General features: G+C 64.7%; 15 protein-coding genes and 1 riboswitch. Of the genes, 14 read left to right on the top strand and 1 reads right to left on the bottom strand.

Annotated elements, in window-relative coordinates:
- Nucleotides 1-161 precede the first annotated feature (161 nt).
- Nucleotides 162-632, bottom strand: a complete 471-nt coding sequence (locus tag OE647_RS10185) for a 6,7-dimethyl-8-ribityllumazine synthase (protein WP_263721621.1) — start codon at nt 630-632, stop codon at nt 162-164.
- A gap of 68 nt (nt 633-700) precedes the next feature.
- Nucleotides 701-831, bottom strand: a riboswitch (FMN riboswitch).
- Between the two features lie 435 nt (nt 832-1,266).
- Between OE647_RS10185 and OE647_RS10180 the strand changes: the two genes are divergently transcribed.
- The 14 genes from OE647_RS10180 to OE647_RS10115 all read left to right on the top strand — a co-directional run bounded on the left by OE647_RS10180 (nt 1,267) and on the right by OE647_RS10115 (nt 16,702).
- Nucleotides 1,267-2,232, top strand: coding sequence for a sugar-binding transcriptional regulator (locus OE647_RS10180; protein WP_263721620.1), 966 nt, complete (start codon nt 1,267-1,269; stop codon nt 2,230-2,232).
- A gap of 73 nt (nt 2,233-2,305) precedes the next feature.
- On the top strand, nt 2,306-3,694 hold the full coding sequence (locus tag OE647_RS10175; RefSeq protein WP_263721619.1) for an ABC transporter substrate-binding protein: 1,389 nt from the start codon (nt 2,306-2,308) through the stop codon (nt 3,692-3,694).
- 120 nt (nt 3,695-3,814) lie between these two features.
- The gene (locus OE647_RS10170; protein WP_263721618.1) at nt 3,815-4,738 is read left to right on the top strand and encodes a carbohydrate ABC transporter permease; all 924 of its coding nucleotides are present in this window, start codon (nt 3,815-3,817) and stop codon (nt 4,736-4,738) included.
- Nucleotides 4,739-4,748: 10 nt separating this feature from the next.
- On the top strand, nt 4,749-5,606 hold the full coding sequence (locus tag OE647_RS10165) for a carbohydrate ABC transporter permease (protein ID WP_263721617.1): 858 nt from the start codon (nt 4,749-4,751) through the stop codon (nt 5,604-5,606).
- A 4-nt stretch (nt 5,607-5,610) separates the two neighbouring features.
- Nucleotides 5,611-6,723: an ABC transporter ATP-binding protein gene (locus OE647_RS10160; protein WP_263721616.1), complete on the top strand. Its 1,113-nt coding sequence runs from the start codon at nt 5,611-5,613 to the stop codon at nt 6,721-6,723.
- A complete protein-coding gene (locus tag OE647_RS10155) occupies nt 6,720-7,868 on the top strand; it encodes an ABC transporter ATP-binding protein (RefSeq protein WP_263721615.1) in 1,149 nt (382 codons plus the stop codon). The genes OE647_RS10160 and OE647_RS10155 overlap by 4 nt, the downstream gene beginning before the upstream one ends.
- Nucleotides 7,868-9,442, top strand: a complete 1,575-nt coding sequence (locus OE647_RS10150; protein ID WP_263721614.1) for an FGGY-family carbohydrate kinase — start codon at nt 7,868-7,870, stop codon at nt 9,440-9,442. The genes OE647_RS10155 and OE647_RS10150 overlap by 1 nt, the downstream gene beginning before the upstream one ends.
- Nucleotides 9,435-10,475 (top strand): 2-hydroxyacid dehydrogenase, encoded by a 1,041-nt coding sequence (locus OE647_RS10145; RefSeq protein WP_263721613.1) that lies wholly within the window; start codon nt 9,435-9,437, stop codon nt 10,473-10,475. The genes OE647_RS10150 and OE647_RS10145 overlap by 8 nt, the downstream gene beginning before the upstream one ends.
- On the top strand, nt 10,475-11,125 hold the full coding sequence (locus OE647_RS10140; protein WP_263721612.1) for a class II aldolase/adducin family protein: 651 nt from the start codon (nt 10,475-10,477) through the stop codon (nt 11,123-11,125). Before OE647_RS10145 ends, OE647_RS10140 begins: the two co-directional genes overlap by 1 nt.
- Nucleotides 11,122-12,630: a glycerol-3-phosphate dehydrogenase gene (locus tag OE647_RS10135; protein WP_263721611.1), complete on the top strand. Its 1,509-nt coding sequence runs from the start codon at nt 11,122-11,124 to the stop codon at nt 12,628-12,630. Before OE647_RS10140 ends, OE647_RS10135 begins: the two co-directional genes overlap by 4 nt.
- Nucleotides 12,627-13,673 carry a class II aldolase/adducin family protein gene (locus OE647_RS10130; RefSeq protein WP_263721610.1) on the top strand — a complete coding sequence of 349 codons (1,047 nt, stop codon included), beginning with the start codon at nt 12,627-12,629 and terminating at the stop codon, nt 13,671-13,673. The genes OE647_RS10135 and OE647_RS10130 overlap by 4 nt, the downstream gene beginning before the upstream one ends.
- Nucleotides 13,663-14,925, top strand: a complete 1,263-nt coding sequence (locus OE647_RS10125) for an FGGY-family carbohydrate kinase (protein WP_263721609.1) — start codon at nt 13,663-13,665, stop codon at nt 14,923-14,925. The genes OE647_RS10130 and OE647_RS10125 overlap by 11 nt, the downstream gene beginning before the upstream one ends.
- The gene (locus OE647_RS10120; protein ID WP_263721608.1) at nt 14,922-15,770 is read left to right on the top strand and encodes a TIGR01459 family HAD-type hydrolase; all 849 of its coding nucleotides are present in this window, start codon (nt 14,922-14,924) and stop codon (nt 15,768-15,770) included. Before OE647_RS10125 ends, OE647_RS10120 begins: the two co-directional genes overlap by 4 nt.
- Nucleotides 15,770-16,702, top strand: coding sequence for a sugar phosphate isomerase/epimerase family protein (locus OE647_RS10115; RefSeq protein WP_263721607.1), 933 nt, complete (start codon nt 15,770-15,772; stop codon nt 16,700-16,702). The genes OE647_RS10120 and OE647_RS10115 overlap by 1 nt, the downstream gene beginning before the upstream one ends.
- Nucleotides 16,703-16,707: the final 5 nt, after the last annotated feature.

Here is a 16,707-nt window from a genome sequence, read left to right as displayed (position 1 = left end):
CGCAGCGACAGATAGTGGATCGGTTGGCCCTCTTTCAGCATTGCATGCGAAAAACCGGCTGAATGGGCCGGCATTCTTGCCGAAGGCCCGCCGCTGCCAAGAAATCGAGACTGTGCCCATTCAAGGCAGAGGCGGGCCGCTTTCCACTAACAAGGCCCGTGCTACTCGGCCGCAACCTGCGTCGGCAGGGGAAGCGCTGCGTGCGTCGCAGTGATCTGGATCGCGGCGTCGGCGGCCTCCCGGCCCTTCTTGACGAAGTGGTCGAAGAAGAAGCCCTGATGGTCTTTCGACGGCTGGAAATGGTGCGGTGTCAGAGACACAGACAGCACCGGCACGCCCGTTCTCAAGCTGGCCTCCATGAGGCCCGAGACGACGGCCTGCGCTACGAAATCATGCCGGTATATCCCGCCGTCGACGACCAGTGCGGCCGCGGCGATGGCATCATAGAGCCCGCTTTCGGCAAGCTTCTGAGCAAGCAATGGCATCTCGAACGCGCCTGGCACGTCGAAGGTATCGACCTCTGCCGCGATGCCGAGTTCGGCCAGCCTTGCCGTGAACCCCACCAGCGCCTGATCAACGATCTCGGCATGCCAACGGGCCTTGATGAATGCGAATTTGGGGGATTTTGTCATAGCTCCAGATCCTTTCTAGCAGACAAGATCCCAGAGCGCACAAGCTGCCCGGGCCAGCAGCCCGAACACCCCATTCTCTCCCATCCGGACTATGACCGTCGGCCCCGGAGTTCCACCGGATCTGCTGACCCGTTCCGAAGAACGGCGCTCGCGGGCTATGACCGCCGGTGGGGAATTTCACCCCGCCCTGAGTGTTTCACCGACTACCGGAAGAAACGCCCGCGGCCAAGTCCAAATCACCGGGCGAGGTCCGTCGTCGAACGTAGAACCCCTCCTGGCGCCGCGAACGCGCCGTCTTCGAGTGTCTTGCCGGCACTCGCAGCCCCTCTCGTGATCACAGGCTCCGGGTGCGTCCCAATATCGACTCGATTGCCCGTTTCGCGGCCTTGCGCGGCGCATGCTTGGGTGGATTCGGGTCGCGCTTTCATGAGCGGGCACGCGGGGTGGCGAGGGTCGATCAAGGAGTTATATCAAGCAAATATCTATTTTATATAACAAAAACCTCGTTTTCGAGAACTCCCATCTGGTGCGTTCAACATGTTGACACGCCGCCTCATGAGTGCAAATAATTACACAAGCTGTAAAAAATTACAGAAATGAAGACGACCTTTGTCAGGGTGTCTTGGGAGGAGCCATGGCAAGACCTGCGATCAGACGCGATAGCGACGACAGTCTCGCGATACGCGCGGCATGGCTGCATTACGCTGGTGGCCTGACCCAGGCCGAGGTGGCGACCCGTCTGGGCGTGACGGGCGTCAAGGCGCATCGTCTGATCGCGCGCGCCAACGAAAAAGGCGCGATCAAGGTGACCATTGATGGCACGGTGGCCGATTGCATCCTTCTGGAGCAGAAGCTCGCCGAGACCTACGGGCTCAGCTATTGCGAGGTCGTTCCCGACCTGCACGAAGAGGGGCTCCCGATCCGCGCGCTTGGTGTCGCCGGGGCCGGGTTTCTGCAGCGCGAGATCGAAAACCAGCAGACCAGCGTCATCGGGATCGGCCACGGGCGGACGCTGGCCGCCGCTGTCGCCGACATGCACCGGCTCCAGGCGGGAAGCACCCGCTTCGTATCCCTGCTTGGCGGCCTGACGCGCAACTATGCGGCCAACCCGCATGACGTGATGCATCGCCTGGCCGAGAAGACCGGTGCGACGGCTTATGTCATGCCGGTTCCCTTCTTCGCCAACTCGGTCGAAGACCGTGAAGTGCTTCTGGCACAGCGCGGCGTTTCGGACGTGTTCCAGTTGGCGGGGAAAGCGGACCTGATGATCGTCGGCATCGGCAATGTCGAGCCTGACGCGCAGCTCGTGTCTTCGCAGATGATCGAACCCTCCGAGATCAGCGAAGTGAAGGAAATGGGCGGCGTCGGCGAAATACTTGGACACTTCTTCGACATCGACGGCAATTCGGTCGAAACCTCGATTGCCGCGCGCACGCTGTCCCTGGGGCTGGATGTCCTTAGGGAGCGCAGAATTGTCGCCATCGCAGGCGGCCCGGAAAAGACCTGTGCGATCAGGTCTGTACTGATGAGCGGCTATCTCAGCGGCCTCATCACCGATGAGCGCACGGCTCTTGCGCTTGCAAACTACCATCGTCCCTAGACCGGGACACAAGGGAGGAACGTTAATGTACGAAAAAGAAAAAGGGTTGGTCGACGCGTACCTGCGCGGACAAATGAGCCGCCGCAGCCTGATCCGCGGCTTGGGTTCGCTGGGTGTGACCGCCGCGACGGCTGGTACGCTGCTGAACCTCGGCGCCACGCGTGCGCTGGCCGCCGATTTCGACTGGAAGAAGCATTCCGGCACGACCGTGAAGCTTCTTCTCAACAAGCACCCCTATGCCGACGCGCTGATCGCAAACCTCGACAACTTCAAGGAGTTGACGGGAATGGACGTCCAGTATGACGTCTTCCCCGAAGACGTGTACTTCGACAAGGTCACCGCCGCGCTTTCCTCGGGGTCGTCCGAATACGACGCGTTCATGACCGGCGCCTACATGACCTGGACCTACGGTCCTGCGGGCTGGGTCGACGACCTGAGCGAATACATCAACGATCCGGAAAAGACGAACCCGCTTTATGCGTTCGACGACTTCCTTCCCGGCGTGATCAAGTCCTGCGCCTGGAACGGCCAGCCCGGCGGCGCCTTGGGCTCGGACGACGCCAAGCAATGGTGCATTCCGCTCGCCTACGAGCAGAACAACCTGACCTACAACAAGCGTATCTTCGACGCGAACGGCCTCAAGGTTCCGACCAATATCGACGAACTGCTTGACACCGCCAAGGCTGCGAAAGCGGTCATGAACGGCGGCTACGGCATCGGCGTGCGCGGCTCGCGCTCCTGGGCGACGATCCACCCGGGCTTCCTGTCGGGCTACGCGAACTTCGACCAGAAGGACCTGAACATCGACGCCGACGGCAAGCTGACGGCCGCGATGAACACCGACGTGTCGAAGGAATACCACAAGAAATGGGTCCAGATGATCCAGGAAAGCGGCGCGCCTGACTGGTCGACGCACACCTGGTATCAGGTCGGCACCGACGTGGGCGCCGGCAAGTCGGCCATGATGTTTGACGCCGACATCCTCGGCTACTTCATGAACGGTGGCACCGCCGAGGCCGGCAACCTCGCGTTCTCGGCCTTTGCGGCGAACCCGGCTGCTTCGGGCCCGACCCCGAACATCTGGATCTGGGCGATGGCGATGTCCTCGTTCTCGAAGAACAAGGACGCGACCTGGTACTTCCTGCAGTGGGTCACCGGCCCCGAGCATGATCTGTTCGGCGCGCAGAAGATGGACCTCGTCAACCCGGCGCGGTCGAGCGTCTGGGCGGACGGCGCCTTCCGCGACAAGCTGTCGGGCAGCTACCCGGGCTACGTCGAGATGCACGACACCTCGGCCCCCGGCGCCTCGATCAAGTTTACGGCCCAGCCGCTGTTCTTCGATCTGACCACCGAATGGGCCGCAACGCTCCAGAAGATGGTCGCGAACGAAGTGCCGGTCGACGAAGGCCTCGACATGCTGGCCGAAAGCGTCAACAGCCAGTTGGCGGACGCCGGGCTCTAACCCGACAGGGTCCGCCCGCCCGCTCCCGCGGGCGGACCCACCCCTCTCTTTCAAACCGGCCATCATCCGATCATCGACCGCCCGGCATCGCGTTCGCGGGGCGCACGGAAGGAATTCGCCATGACAACCGCTATGACAGGCCAGCCGCGCCCCCGCCGCTTCCGCGTGAGCCGCCGCGTGCTGCCCTATCTTCTGAGCCTTCCCGCGCTCCTGACCTGTATCGGCATCCTGATCCCGTTTGGAACGGCGGTGATCTATTCGCTCCAGCGCTACCGGCTTTCACAGCCCTGGGCGCGCAAGTTCAACTGGGGCGAGAACTACTTCAACTTCCTGTCGGATTCCGCCTTCTGGAACACCCTCAAGGTCTCGGTCGTCTATGCCGGGCTGACCGTGGTGCTGGAGCTTCTGCTCGGCCTCGGCATCGCGCTGCTTCTGCAAAAGCGCAGCCGCGTGAACAATTTCGTGTCGATCATGCTCCTGATGCCGCTGATGACGGCGCCGGCGCTGGCGGCGCTGATGTGGAAGCTGATGACCAACCCGGGCTTCGGCATCCTGTCCTACTTTGCCACCCTGATCGGGCTGGAGGATTTCAACTGGGCCTCCGATCCGTCGACGGCGATGCTGACCGTCGTGATCGTGGACATCTGGGTCTACACGCCCTTCATCATGATCCTGCTTCTCGCCGGTCTCAGGTCGCTGCCGCAGCAGCCGTTCGAGGCCGCAGCACTTGACGGTGTGCCCCGCCTGTTCGTCTTCTGGCGCATCACGCTGCCGATGCTGACACCCTTCCTGCTGACGGCGACGCTGTTCCGCGTGATCGAGTCGATCCAGCAATTCGATATCATCTATGCCATGACCCAAGGCGGTCCCGGCGACCGTCTGACGGTCTTCCAGGTCGAAGCCTACCTCAACTTCTTCCAATCGACGAACGTTGGCCGCTCGGCCGCGCTGCTGATGATCCTCTGGGCGATCACCTACGCGCTGTCGAACATCTTCATCAAGAACTGGCTCCGGCTGCGCGAAAAGCAGCGCGGTGAGGCGTAAGGAGGCCATCATGCTGACCACAAGCCCGATCGAACGGATCCTGCGCGGCCTTGCCATCACGCTGGTCTGCCTGTTCTTCATGTTCCCGATCGTCTGGATCTTCCTGATGAGCTTCCAGACCAACGAGACGATCCTGCGGATTCCGCCCTCTGTCGTGTTCGCCCCGACCCTGGACAACTACCAGGCGCTGATCACGGGCAAGCTGGAAACGGCAGCGGGGATGCTTGAGATCAACTTCATGCGCAACCTTGGGAACTCGCTCTTCCTGTCGGCGACCTCGGTGGCGATCGGCCTCCTGCTCGGCGTACCCGCCGCCTATGCCTTTGCACGGCTGAAGTTCAAGGGCTCTGAGGACATCGCCTTCACGCTGCTGTCCTTCCGCTTCGCGCCGCCGCTTCTGGTTCTGCTGCCGCTGACCATCTATTTCCAGCAACTGGGTCTGGCGAATACCTATGGCGGGCTGATCTGGGTCTACCAGCTGATCGTGCTGCCGCTCATCCTCTGGATCGTGCGCGGCTACTTCGAGGATATCCCGGCCGACATCGAATACGCCTACCGCATCGCGGGCCATGACTTCTGGTCGACGTTCCGCCGGATCGCGCTGCCTCTGGCCGGTCCCGGGATCGCCGCCGCCGGACTTCTGTCCTTCATCTTCGCTTGGAACAACTTCGTCTTCGCGCTGGTGCTGGCCTCGGCCGACAAGCAGCCGGTGACCGTGGGCGCGCTGGCTTTCGTCACGGCTTCCGGCATCCAGTATGGCCAGGTCGCAGCCGGGATCGTCCTGTCGATCGCGCCGACCTTCGCCCTCGCACTCTATGCTCAGCGTTACCTTGTCGAAGGTCTGTCGCTTGGCGCGGTCAAAGGATAAAACGATGACCATATCTCTGAAAAACATCGAGAAATCGTTCAAGACGGATACCGTTCTGGACGGCGTCTCACTCTCGGTCGATACGGGCGAAACGCTCGTCCTGTTCGGGCCGTCGGGGGCGGGCAAGACGGTTCTGCTGCGCCTGATCGCGGGCGTGATCGAGCCGGAAGCGGGCGAGATCTGGGTGAACGGCGTGAACATGGATGGCGTGGAGCCCGAGGATCGGGGCATCGGCATGGCCTTCCAGAACTTCGCTCTGTTTCCGCATATGGACGCCTTCGCCAACATCGCCTCGCCGTTGACGGCGCGGCGGCAGTCGAAATCGGTGATGCGGCAAACGGTCGACCAGGTGGCGAAGCTGCTGAAGATCGACCATGTCCTTCATCACAAGCCCAAGGAACTGTCGAACGGCCAGAAGCAGCGCACCGCCCTGGCCCGGGCGCTGGCCGCGCAGCCGTCGATCCTTTTGCTCGACGACCCGCTGCGCAACGTTGACGCAAAGCTGCGCTTCGAGATGCGGCTTGAACTCCCCCGGCTTCTCAAGGACCAGAACGCGACGGTCATCTACGTTACGCAGGACTACAAGGAGGCGATGGCGCTGGGGCACCGGATCGCCGTCATGTCCAACCATGGGATCCAGCAGATCGGAACGCCGGAGGATATCTACCTGCGCCCCGCGAATATCGAGATCGCGCGGCTTTTCGGCGATCCGGTCATCAACCTTCTGTCCGTGAGACCGGAGCGCGGCGCGAACGGCGTCGTGGTCAACCTCTCGGACACGCCGATTGAGATGGCGGCGGGCTTCGAGGCGACGATCGGCACGGACTGCGTTCTTGGCCTGCGCCCCGAGGCGCTGCATTTCGTCCCGGAAGGCACCCCGGGTGCCATCCCCGTCGAGGTCGAAACCGAGACGCCGCTGAACGAAAAGACGGTGACCCTGGCGCTGACCGCCCGCAAGCGCGAGATCATGGTCTCCCGCCCGGCGGGCAGTCCGGGACCGAGCAGGGGGCGCGCCTATCTTTTGGTGGACGCCGGGCAAGCGCTTCTTTTCGATCGGGAAAGCGGCGCGCGGATCGCCCCGAGCACACATAACGGTCTTCAGGAGGACGTGGCATGAGCGACGCAATGCTTCGGCTGGTGAACGTCGACAAGTATTACGGGCCGCTCGACCACGGCGTCGCCGCGGTGAAGAACATCAACCTGGAGGTCGAGAAGGGCGAGATCATCGCGCTTCTGGGGTCATCAGGCTGCGGCAAGACCTCGACCCTGCGCATGGTCGCTGGCTTCGAGGCGGTCTCGCGCGGCAAGGTCTTCCTGAGCGGGCGCGAGGTACAGAACCTGCCTCCGGTCAAGCGCAACGTCGCGATGGCGTTCGAGGGTTATTCGCTTTATCCGACCGTCACCGTGCGCGATAACATCGCCTTTGCGCTCAAGGCCGCGCGGCTGCCGGAAAGCGAGGTCACCAAGCGCGTGGCCGAAGTTTCGGAGATGCTTGAGATAACGAGTATTCTCGACCGCTTCCCCTCATCCATCTCAGGTGGTCAGCAACAGCGGGCATCGCTTGCCCGCGCGCTTATCCGGGATGCGGACCTGCATCTTCTGGACGAACCCATGGGGCAGCTTGAGCCGCAGCTGAGGACGCTGTTGAGGGGCCGGATCAAGTACTACATCAAGGAACGCGGGCTGACGGCGATCCTCGTGACCCATGACCAGACCGAGGCCAACGCGCTGGCCGACCGGATCGCCGTCATGGAGGGGGGCGTGTTGCAGCAATACGCGAGCCCCGAGGAGATCAAGGAGCGGCCTGCCAACCTCTTCACCGGAACCTTCGTGGGCGAGCCGCCGATGAACGTCTTCCCGGCGTCGGTCACGGCGGCAGGCGGCAAGCTGCACATTGATCTGCGCGGCGATACGCGGGGCGACCTGCGCGCGGGACTGGACCTGATCTACGCAGAGAGCGATTTTGCGCAGCCTGTGCGCGAGCGGATGCTGGGCAAGCGCGATGTGGTCATCGGTGTTCGCCCCTACGCCGTCCATCGCGCGGCGCAGGGGGCTGCGGCGCAAGTCGTGGCGAACCAGTGGCTTGGCGACCAAAGCCATATTGCCGCATCTTTCGCAGGCAAGTCGATCGTTCTGGTGGAACACGACCGGGCGGTGCTGTCCGAAGGGGAGACCATCGCGGTCGAGATCCGGCCCAACGATCTTCATGTCTTCGATGCCGAAACCGGAATGGCGATGAGCCACGGCCAGGAGCTGGCCTGATGCAACCCTCCGGGCGCGACATCCTCATCGGGATCGATGCCGGAACCTCGGTCATCAAATCCGTTGCGTTTGAGCTCGGCGGGCGCCAGATCGGGGTCGCGTCGGTTCCAAACCGTTACACCATGCGGCCCGACGGGGCCGCGTTCCAGCCGCTTGGCCAGACCTGGGCCGATTGCGCACGAACGCTGCGGGACCTCGCGGAGAAGGTGCCGGATCTGGCCCGGCGGACGGCAGGCATCGCCGTGACGGCGCAAGGTGATGGCACATGGCTTGTCGGGGCCGGGAACGTGCCCGTCACCGATGGTTGGCTCTGGCTCGACGCGAGGGCGGCGGCGCTCGTGCGTGAGATGCGCAGCCGGCCCTCGGACCGGGCACGGTTCGAGGCGACGGGCACCGGGCTGAACGCCTGCCAGATGGGCGCGCAGCTGGCGCAGATGCAGGCGACGACGCCCGAGCTTCTGGATCGCGCCGAAGTGTCGCTGCACGCCAAGGACTGGCTCTACCTGAACCTGACCGGACAGCGCGTCACCGATCCCTGTGAGGCCACATTTACCTTCGGCGATTTCCGCACCCGTCGATATGACGAGGCGGTTATCGATACGCTGGGTCTGACAGGGCGCAGGGCCCTTTTGCCCGAGATCGTGGACGGAACGCAGGTGACGCACGCCTTGACCGAGGCCGCAGCGGAAGAGACCGGACTGCTTGCGGGCACGCCGGTCAGCCTCGGCTATGTCGATGTGGCCTGTACTGCGCTTGGCGCTGGCATCCACACGCCGGATGGGGGATCGGCGGGCTGCACCATCATCGGATCGACCGGGATGCACATGCGCGCGCGACGGGCCGAGGATGTGCATCTGAACGAGGACCGCACCGGTTATGTGATGCTTCTGCCGATGCCCGGCATGGTCGCGCAAATCCAGTCCAACATGGCGGCAACGCTGAACATTGACTGGGCCCTGCAACTGGCCGGAGACTTGGTGGCCGAAATGGGCGGCACGGTTTCGCAGTCCGAACTGATCGGCCGCATCGAGGGCTGGTTGGCGGCATCGACGCCGGGGCAGATCCTTTACCACCCCTATATCTCCGATGCTGGCGAACGCGGGCCCTTCATCGACAGCGCGGCACGGGCGAGCCTCGTGGGCCTCAGCATCGGGCACCGGTTCCCGGACCTGATCCGCGCCGTGATCGAGGGATTGGGCCTTGCCGCGCATGACTGCTACGCCGCGATGGGCGAGATGCCGGCCGAGGTTCGCCTGACCGGCGGTGCCGCACGCTCCGCCGGCCTGCGGGGCATCCTTTCCGCGGCCATCGGCGCGCCCACCCGTGTTTCGTCGCGCGAGGAGGCCGGCGCCGCCGGGGCGGCCATGATGTCTGCGGTTGCGATTGGCGCCTATCCTGACATGGAGGCCTGCATCGCCGACTGGGTCGTCCCTCAACTCGGCGCCGCCGAAGCGCCGGACCCGGTCACCGTTCGCACCTATGCGCGACTTTATCCCACCTACAGGGACACCCGGCTGGCCTTGCAGCCGGTCTGGAGTGCCCTTTCGAAAAGACAGGACGGATCAAATGGCTAGGCAAGTTGCCATCATCGGCGATCACTTCATGTTACCCGAGGTTTTCGAGACCAAGTTGATCGAGGCCTGCGGCCCACAGATTGCGACCCGCACCCGCAAGGACAACTGGCCCGACGAACCGATGGAGCATGGTTACGCGGTCGCGGGCATGGACGGGCTGAAGGAATACTTTGGCACCGCAGATGATGTCTGCGAATTCGTTGGCGATGCCGAGATCCTCGTGACGCAACTTGCGCCGATGTCGCGCGTCATGTTTGAGCGCCTGCCCAATCTGAAGATGATCGCGGTGTCGCGCGGCGGCCCGGTCAATATCGACATGAAGGCGGCGCGCGATCACGGGGTTCTGGTCGTCAATACGCCGGGGCGCAACGCCAGCGCGGTGGCGGAATTCACCATCGGCGCGATGATAGCGCTCAGCCGCAAGATCACCGAGGGTCACGAGGCGCTAAGAAGGGGCGAATGGCGCGGCGATCTTTACCGTGCGGATGTCACGGGCCGCGAGTTGAATGAACTGACCATCGGTGTGATCGGCTATGGCAACATCGGCACCAAGGTCGTGAAACTGCTGCGGGCCTTCGGTGCGAAGGTGCTGGTTACCGATCCCTATGTGCAGCTTGCGCCGGAGGACGCGGCAGGGGGCGTGGAGCTGGTGTCTCTCGACCGGCTGCTCGCGGAGTCCGATATCGTCAGCCTGCATCCTCGTGTCACGGAAGAGACCCGGAACATGATGAATGCCGGGGCCTTCGCCAGAATGAAGCTAGGGGCCCTGTTTCTCAACACCGCGCGCGGGCCGCTTTGCGACTATGACGCACTCTGCCAGGCGTTGCAGTCCGGGCACCTTGGCGGCGCGATGCTGGAGACTTTCGCGGTCGAGCCGGTGCCGGCGGACTGGCCGCTTCTCCAACTGCCGAACGTGACCCTGACGCCGCATATCGCCGGCGCCTCGGTGCGCACGGTTACCTTTGCCGCCGAACAGGCTGCCGAAGAGGTGCGCCGGTTCCTTGCCGGCGAGCCCGCAAGGAACCCCTGCTGATGGCACATCGAGAAGATATCTGCGCCGCAATGGTGGCGCTTGTGGACAGCGGGCTCAACCGGGGCGCGTCCGGCAATATCTCGGTCCGGGATGGCGAGCACATGCTGATCACGCCTTCCGGTGTGCCGCCGCGCGACATCCTGCCGAACGACATCGCCCGCATGCCGCTTGCAGGAGACGGGGAGTGGGAGGGGCCACTGGCGCCGTCCGTCGAATGGCGGTTCCACCGCGATATCCTGAATGCGCGTCCCGAGATGAACGCCGTCGTTCACACGCATGCACAGTGGTGCACGGCCCTGGCGGTCGCACGGAAATCCATCCCCGCCGTCCATTACATGATCGCGGCTTTTGGCGGTTCCGAAATCCGTTGCAGCGATTACGCGACCTACGGGACGCCCGAACTATCGGCCGCGGTCCTGGCGGCGCTGAAAAACCGCGCTGGATGCCTCATGGCCAACCACGGAATGGTGGTGGGGGGCGAAAACCTGACCAAGGCGCTCTGGCTCGCGAATGAGCTTGAGGCGCTGGCCCATCAGCACTTCCACAGCCTCTTGATCGGCGGCGCGCACGTTCTTAGCGATGAGCAGATCGCGGAGACGGCGCAGGGCTTCAAATCCTACGGAGCCAAGGCCAGGGGAGAAAGCGCATGACCGAAACGGTCGATCTTTTCATCATCGGCGGCGGCATCAATGGCGCGGGCATCGCGCGGGACGCAGCCGGTCGCGGGCTATCGGTGATCCTGTGTGAAAAGGACGACCTGGCTCAGGGCACCTCGTCCCGCTCCGGAAAGCTCGTGCATGGCGGGCTGCGCTACCTGGAATATTACGAGTTCCGGTTGGTGCGCGAGGCCCTGATTGAGCGCGAGGTGCTTCTGGAAAGCGCGCCGCACATCATCTGGCCCATGCGCTTCGTGCTGCCGCATTCGCCACAGGATCGCCCCGCGTGGCTCGTGCGGCTGGGGCTGTTTCTGTACGATCATCTCGGCGGGCGCAAACGGCTGCCGGGGACGCGGACGCTTGACCTGCGCCGCGATCCCGAGGGCGCGCCGATCAAGGACGCCTACACCAAGGGCTTCGAATACTCCGACTGCTGGGTGGACGATGCACGCCTCGTGATCCTGAACGCGCTGGACGCGGCCGAACGGGGGGCGAAGGTCCTGACGCGCACGGCCTGCACCCTGGCCCGGCGCGAGGGCGACTTGTGGAAGGTCGAGATGACCGACACACGAACCGGCGCGTCGCGCATCGTGATGGCGCGGGCCCTGGTGAACGCCGGCGGACCTTGGGTCAACGACATCATCAACCGGGTCGCCGGCTCCAACAGCCGCCGCAACGTGCGCCTGGTCAAGGGAAGCCACATCATCGTTCCGAAGTTCTGGGAGGGGGCGCAGGCCTATCTCGTTCAGAATACCGACAAGCGCGTCATCTTCATCAACCCCTACGAGGGCGACAAGGCGCTGATCGGCACGACGGATATCCCCTACGACGGCGCGCCCGAGGATGTTGCGGCCGGTGAGGATGAAATCGCCTACCTGATCGCCACCGTGAACCGCTACTTCAAGCAGGCCTTGAGGCGGGAGGATGTGCTGACCAGTTTCTCCGGCGTCCGGCCGCTTTATGACGACGGGCAGGGTAACCCCTCTGCCGTGACGCGCGACTATGTGTTCGACCTCGACACGGCGGGCGGCGCGCCGCTTCTGAACATCTTCGGCGGCAAGATCACGACCTTCCGAAAGCTGGCCGAGCACGGCGTGCAGCGCCTGAAGGCGACCTTCCCGAACATGGGCGCCGATTGGACGGCGAAGGCCCATCTGCCGGGCGGAGACATCGACAACGCCGACGTGCCGTTGTTCCTGGAGGCGTTGGCGCAGGAATATCCCTGGTTGCCGCGGCACCTCGCCCGGCATTATGCACGCCTTTACGGCACCCGGACCCGGGCGCTGATCGGCGGGGCCAAGGGCCTTTCCGACCTGGGCCAAAACTTTGGCCCGCAGCTTTATGAGGCCGAGGTGCGCTATCTTGTCGACCACGAATGGGCCGAAAGCGCGGAAGACATCCTCTGGCGCCGGACCAAGCACCGCCTGCACATGTCCCAGAGCCAGATCGCGGCGTTCGAGGCCTGGTTCGCCTCAAACCGGGAGGCCCGCAGCGCATGAACCCCGCACAACGGACGCGACCCGAGGGACTTGCCCGCCTGGCCGACCTGTCCGCCCGGATCGGGGCGGACCCGCTGCTGATACAGGCGGCCGGCGGAAATACCTCGATCAAGGACGGCGACGTCATGTGGATCAAGGCCTCGGGCACGCTTCTGGCCGACGCTCTCGATCGCGATGTCTTTGTCGCCTGTGACCTGCCGGGCATGCGCGCGGCTTTGGCCGAAGGCGCCGCGCGGGCGGACCAGCCCGCCGAATTCGCCTTGGATAAGGACGGCTTGCGACCCTCGATCGAGACCTCGCTTCACGCGGTCTTCCCGCAGGCCGTGGTCGTGCATGTCCATTGCGTCAACACCATCGCGCTGGCAATCTGCGCGGATGCCGAGCAAGCGCTCGCCCGCCGCCTGTCGGCCTTCGACTGGGCCTTTGTGCCCTATGTGAAGCCCGGCGCCCAGCTTGCGGCGCTTGTGCGGCAGACGCGCGGACCCAAGACGGATGTCATCGTGCTTGGCAATCACGGCCTGATCGTCGCCGCCGACACCGTAGAGGCGGTCGAGGAGCTATTGCTGGCCGTGGTCGCGGCGCTCAGGGCCGATCCGCTCACCCAACCACCGATCGACACGGCAAAGCTTGCCGCGCGCGCCGGGGACGGGTTCGAGCCGTTGCCGGTGGGGCACCCTTTGCATATTGTCGCGCAGGTGCCGCAGCTGTGCGAACTGGCCACGGCAGGAAGCCTTTACCCTGATCACGTGATCTTTTGCGGCCCCGGTGCCGCGACCCTGAACGCCGGGGAGGCGCCGCGACAGGCAGTCGACCGACGGCTTGCGGAAGGGTTTCCGCCGCCGGTCTTCCTGCTGGTACCGGAGACAGGGGCGCTGGTTCGCAGTGACGCCAGTTCGGGCGCGCGGGCCTTGGTGCGATGCCTGGGCGACGTGTTGTCGCGGCTGGAAAAGGGGGCCGCTGTCACCCATCTGACGGCCGAACAGGATCAGGAACTGACCAACTGGGACGCGGAGAAATACCGGCAGGCGCTCAATGCCGGATAGAGATCTGTTCGTCGGGATTGATCTGGGGACCTCCGGGGCCCGGGCGATCGTGATCGACGGCGACGGTCGCGTCCACGGTACCGCGAAGGCGGCGATGAGCGACTTTGGCAGCAATCACCGCGCCCCCGCGATCTGGTGGCAGGCGGCCGAGGCCGCCTTGGGCGGCGCGCTTGAGGGCGTCGAGCGTGCGCGCGTGCGCGCGGTCGCCGTCGATGGCACCTCGGGCACCATGGTTCCGGTCGATCCCCGCGGGGTGCCACTCTCAGACGGGCTGATGTATAACGATGCCTGCCCGGACAACGCGGTGCTGGAGGCGATCGCCCGCCACGCGCCCGCCTCCAGCGCCGCGCACGGACCGACAAGCGGGCTGGCGCGAGCCATCCTGTTCCAACGCCTGAGACCCGCCGCTATCCTGCACCAGGCCGACTGGATCGCCTTCAACCTCTCGGGGCGGTTTGTCAGCGACGCCAACAACGCCCTGAAGACCGGCTACGATCCGGTGTCCGCCGAATGGCCACGCTGGATCGCCGAGACGGGTTTAGACATCTCGCTCTTGCCCCCGGTGTCGGAGCCCGGCATGCCGGCCGGGCCGATTACCGCCGATGCCGCGGCGGCCTTTGGCCTCCCTTCCGACACGTTGCTGATGGCGGGGACGACGGATGGTTGCGCCTCGTTCCTGGCAACTGGCGCGTCCGAGGCCGGGGACGGGGTCAGCGCGCTGGGCACGACGCTGACCATCAAGATCCTGTCGGACAAACCGATCTTCGCGCCGGAATATGGCATCTACAGCCACCGCATTCTTGGCAAATGGCTGGCCGGCGGGGCATCGAATTCGGGCGGCGCGGCGCTTCTTGCGCATTTCACCGCCGAGGAGATGACGGCGCTGACGCCCGAGATCGACCCCGAAACCGACACCGGCCTAGACTATTACCCGCTGCCCAAACCCGGGGAGCGGTTCCCGGTCGCGGACCCGCTTCTTGCGCCGCGTACCGATCCCCGGCCTGAAAGCCGCGCGGAGTTTCTGAAGGCGCTTTTCGAAGGCGTGGCCGGGGTCGAGGCGCTGGCATTTCGCCGTTTGGCCGAGCTTGGCGCGCCGCCCCTGCGTTCGGTCCGGTCGGTCGGCGGCGGGGCGCAAAACCCGGTCTGGACCCGGATCCGGGAACGCAGGCTGGGCGTTCGCATGGAGGCGCCGCAATCGAGCGAGGCGGCCTTTGGCGCCGCACTTCTGGCCAAGGCCGGGGCCGGCGCATGAAACCCGCGACGCTGAAAGAACTGGCGGCCCGCTTCGACGCGTTTCTTGTCGATCAGTTCGGTGTCCTTCTGACGGGAAGTGGCGCCTATGATTTTGCCCCGGCCGCGCTTTCGCGTCTGTCGTCGTATGGCAAACCGGTGATCCTGCTGTCGAACTCGGGCAAGCGATCCGCCCCGAATGAGGCGCGCCTGACCCGGCTGGGTTTCGCGCGGGGCAGCTATCTGACCGTCATGTCCTCAGGCGAGGCCGCCTATTCCGCGCTTCGTCACCGGATCGGCGCGGACCTCGCGCCGGGGACCGCCGTCTGGGTCCATGCCCGCGACGGCGACCAGAGCAATGTCGCGGGCCTGGGCCTGGTGCCGGTCGATTCCCCGGCCGACGCCGGGCTGATCGTTCTGGCAGGAAGCCTGGGCGATGTCCTGACGCTCGATGACTACCGGGCGCTTCTGGCGCCGGCGGCGCGGCGCGCGGTGCCCTGCTTGTGCACCAATCCGGACATGGAGATGCTGACGCCCCAGGGGATCCGTTTCGGAGCCGGGCGCATCGCGCGGCTTTACGAAGAGCTTGGCGGCCCGGTGGAATGGATCGGCAAACCGCATCCGCTGATCTATGCCGAGGCCGCGCGCCTCCTGCCTGGGATTGCGCCGGATCGGATCCTTTGTATCGGCGACAGCCCGGCGCATGACGTGGCGGGCGGGCAGGCGGCAGGCTATGCGACCGCGCTAGTCCGGACCGGACTTCACGCGGAGCTCGACGATACGTCCCGCGCGGCCCTGTGCGAAAACGAAGGCGCGGTGCCCGATTTCGTGATCCCCTGTTTCTGCTTCGACCCTCCGGAGGCCTGATGCCCTTCACGTTGTCCCTGAACACCAATCCGCTGGTCAATCGTTTCGCCGACCCCGACGACCTGATCGAGGTCGTGGCGCGGGATCTGCGCATCCGCGACCTGCAACTGACACATGAGTTCATCAACCCAAGCTGGCCCGCCCATGTCATCCGCCGCCAGACCCGGCAGATGCAGCAGGCATGCGCGCGAACCGGCGTCCGCGTGACCTCGGGGATGACGGGGCCCTATGGCCGGCTGAACCATTTCGGCCACCCCGACGCCGAGGTCCGGCGATACTACATCGACTGGTTCAAGACCTTCGCAGAGATCACGGCCGACCTCGGCGGCCAGTCCGTCGGCACCCAGTTCGCGATTTTCACCTACAAGGACTTCGACGACCCGGCGCGGCGGGAGGAGCTGATCCGCATCGCCATCGACGGCTGGGCCGAAGTGGCCCAGCACGCGAAGGATGCGGGGCTCAGCTATGTCTTCTGGGAACCGATGAGCATCGGGCGGGAATTCGGCGAGACGATCGAAGCCTGTCTCGCGTTGCAGGACCGTCTGACGGCAGCAGACATGGCGATCCCGATGTGGATGATGGCCGACATCGACCACGGCGACGTGACCTCGCCCAATCCCGATGACTACGATCCCTATGCCTGGGCGCGCGCGGTGCCGAAGGTTTCGCCGATCATCCACATCAAGCAATCGCTGATGGACAAGGGCGGCCACCGCCCCTTCACGGCGGATTTCAACGCGCGGGGGCGCATCCAGCCCGGGCCGCTTCTGGCGGCCTTCCGGGAGGGCGGGGGCGAGGACAACGAGATCTGCCTGGAACTGAGCTTCAAGGAACGGGAGCCGAATGACCGCGAGGTGATCCCCCAGATCGCGGAAAGCGTTGCCTTCTGGGCGCCCCATGTCGATACCGGGGTGCAGGATCTGAACATCTGAGCGGA

It is taken from the genome of Albidovulum sediminicola (genome assembly GCF_025751575.1).
GTDB classification, from domain to species: Bacteria; Pseudomonadota; Alphaproteobacteria; order Rhodobacterales; family Rhodobacteraceae; genus Albidovulum; species Albidovulum sediminicola.
This window is presented reverse-complemented; position numbering and strand designations above follow the sequence as displayed.

Bases quoted from the DNA above. Each gene is read 5' to 3' on its own strand.
- OE647_RS10130 (WP_263721610.1), top strand. From the start codon at position 12,627: ATGAACCCCGCACAACGGACGCGACCCGAGGGACTTGCCCGCCTGGCC.
- OE647_RS10180 (WP_263721620.1), top strand. From the start codon at position 1,267: ATGGCAAGACCTGCGATCAGACGCGATAGCGACGACAGTCTCGCGATA.
- OE647_RS10125 (WP_263721609.1), top strand. From the start codon at position 13,663: ATGCCGGATAGAGATCTGTTCGTCGGGATTGATCTGGGGACCTCCGGG.
- OE647_RS10120 (WP_263721608.1), top strand. From the start codon at position 14,922: ATGAAACCCGCGACGCTGAAAGAACTGGCGGCCCGCTTCGACGCGTTT.
- OE647_RS10165 (WP_263721617.1), top strand. From the start codon at position 4,749: ATGCTGACCACAAGCCCGATCGAACGGATCCTGCGCGGCCTTGCCATC.
- OE647_RS10155 (WP_263721615.1), top strand. From the start codon at position 6,720: ATGAGCGACGCAATGCTTCGGCTGGTGAACGTCGACAAGTATTACGGG.
- OE647_RS10160 (WP_263721616.1), top strand. From the start codon at position 5,611: ATGACCATATCTCTGAAAAACATCGAGAAATCGTTCAAGACGGATACC.
- OE647_RS10185 (WP_263721621.1), bottom strand. From the start codon at position 632: ATGACAAAATCCCCCAAATTCGCATTCATCAAGGCCCGTTGGCATGCC.
- OE647_RS10115 (WP_263721607.1), top strand. From the start codon at position 15,770: ATGCCCTTCACGTTGTCCCTGAACACCAATCCGCTGGTCAATCGTTTC.
- OE647_RS10145 (WP_263721613.1), top strand. From the start codon at position 9,435: ATGGCTAGGCAAGTTGCCATCATCGGCGATCACTTCATGTTACCCGAG.
- OE647_RS10135 (WP_263721611.1), top strand. From the start codon at position 11,122: ATGACCGAAACGGTCGATCTTTTCATCATCGGCGGCGGCATCAATGGC.
- OE647_RS10170 (WP_263721618.1), top strand. From the start codon at position 3,815: ATGACAACCGCTATGACAGGCCAGCCGCGCCCCCGCCGCTTCCGCGTG.
- OE647_RS10175 (WP_263721619.1), top strand. From the start codon at position 2,306: ATGAGCCGCCGCAGCCTGATCCGCGGCTTGGGTTCGCTGGGTGTGACC.
- OE647_RS10140 (WP_263721612.1), top strand. From the start codon at position 10,475: ATGGCACATCGAGAAGATATCTGCGCCGCAATGGTGGCGCTTGTGGAC.
- OE647_RS10150 (WP_263721614.1), top strand. From the start codon at position 7,868: ATGCAACCCTCCGGGCGCGACATCCTCATCGGGATCGATGCCGGAACC.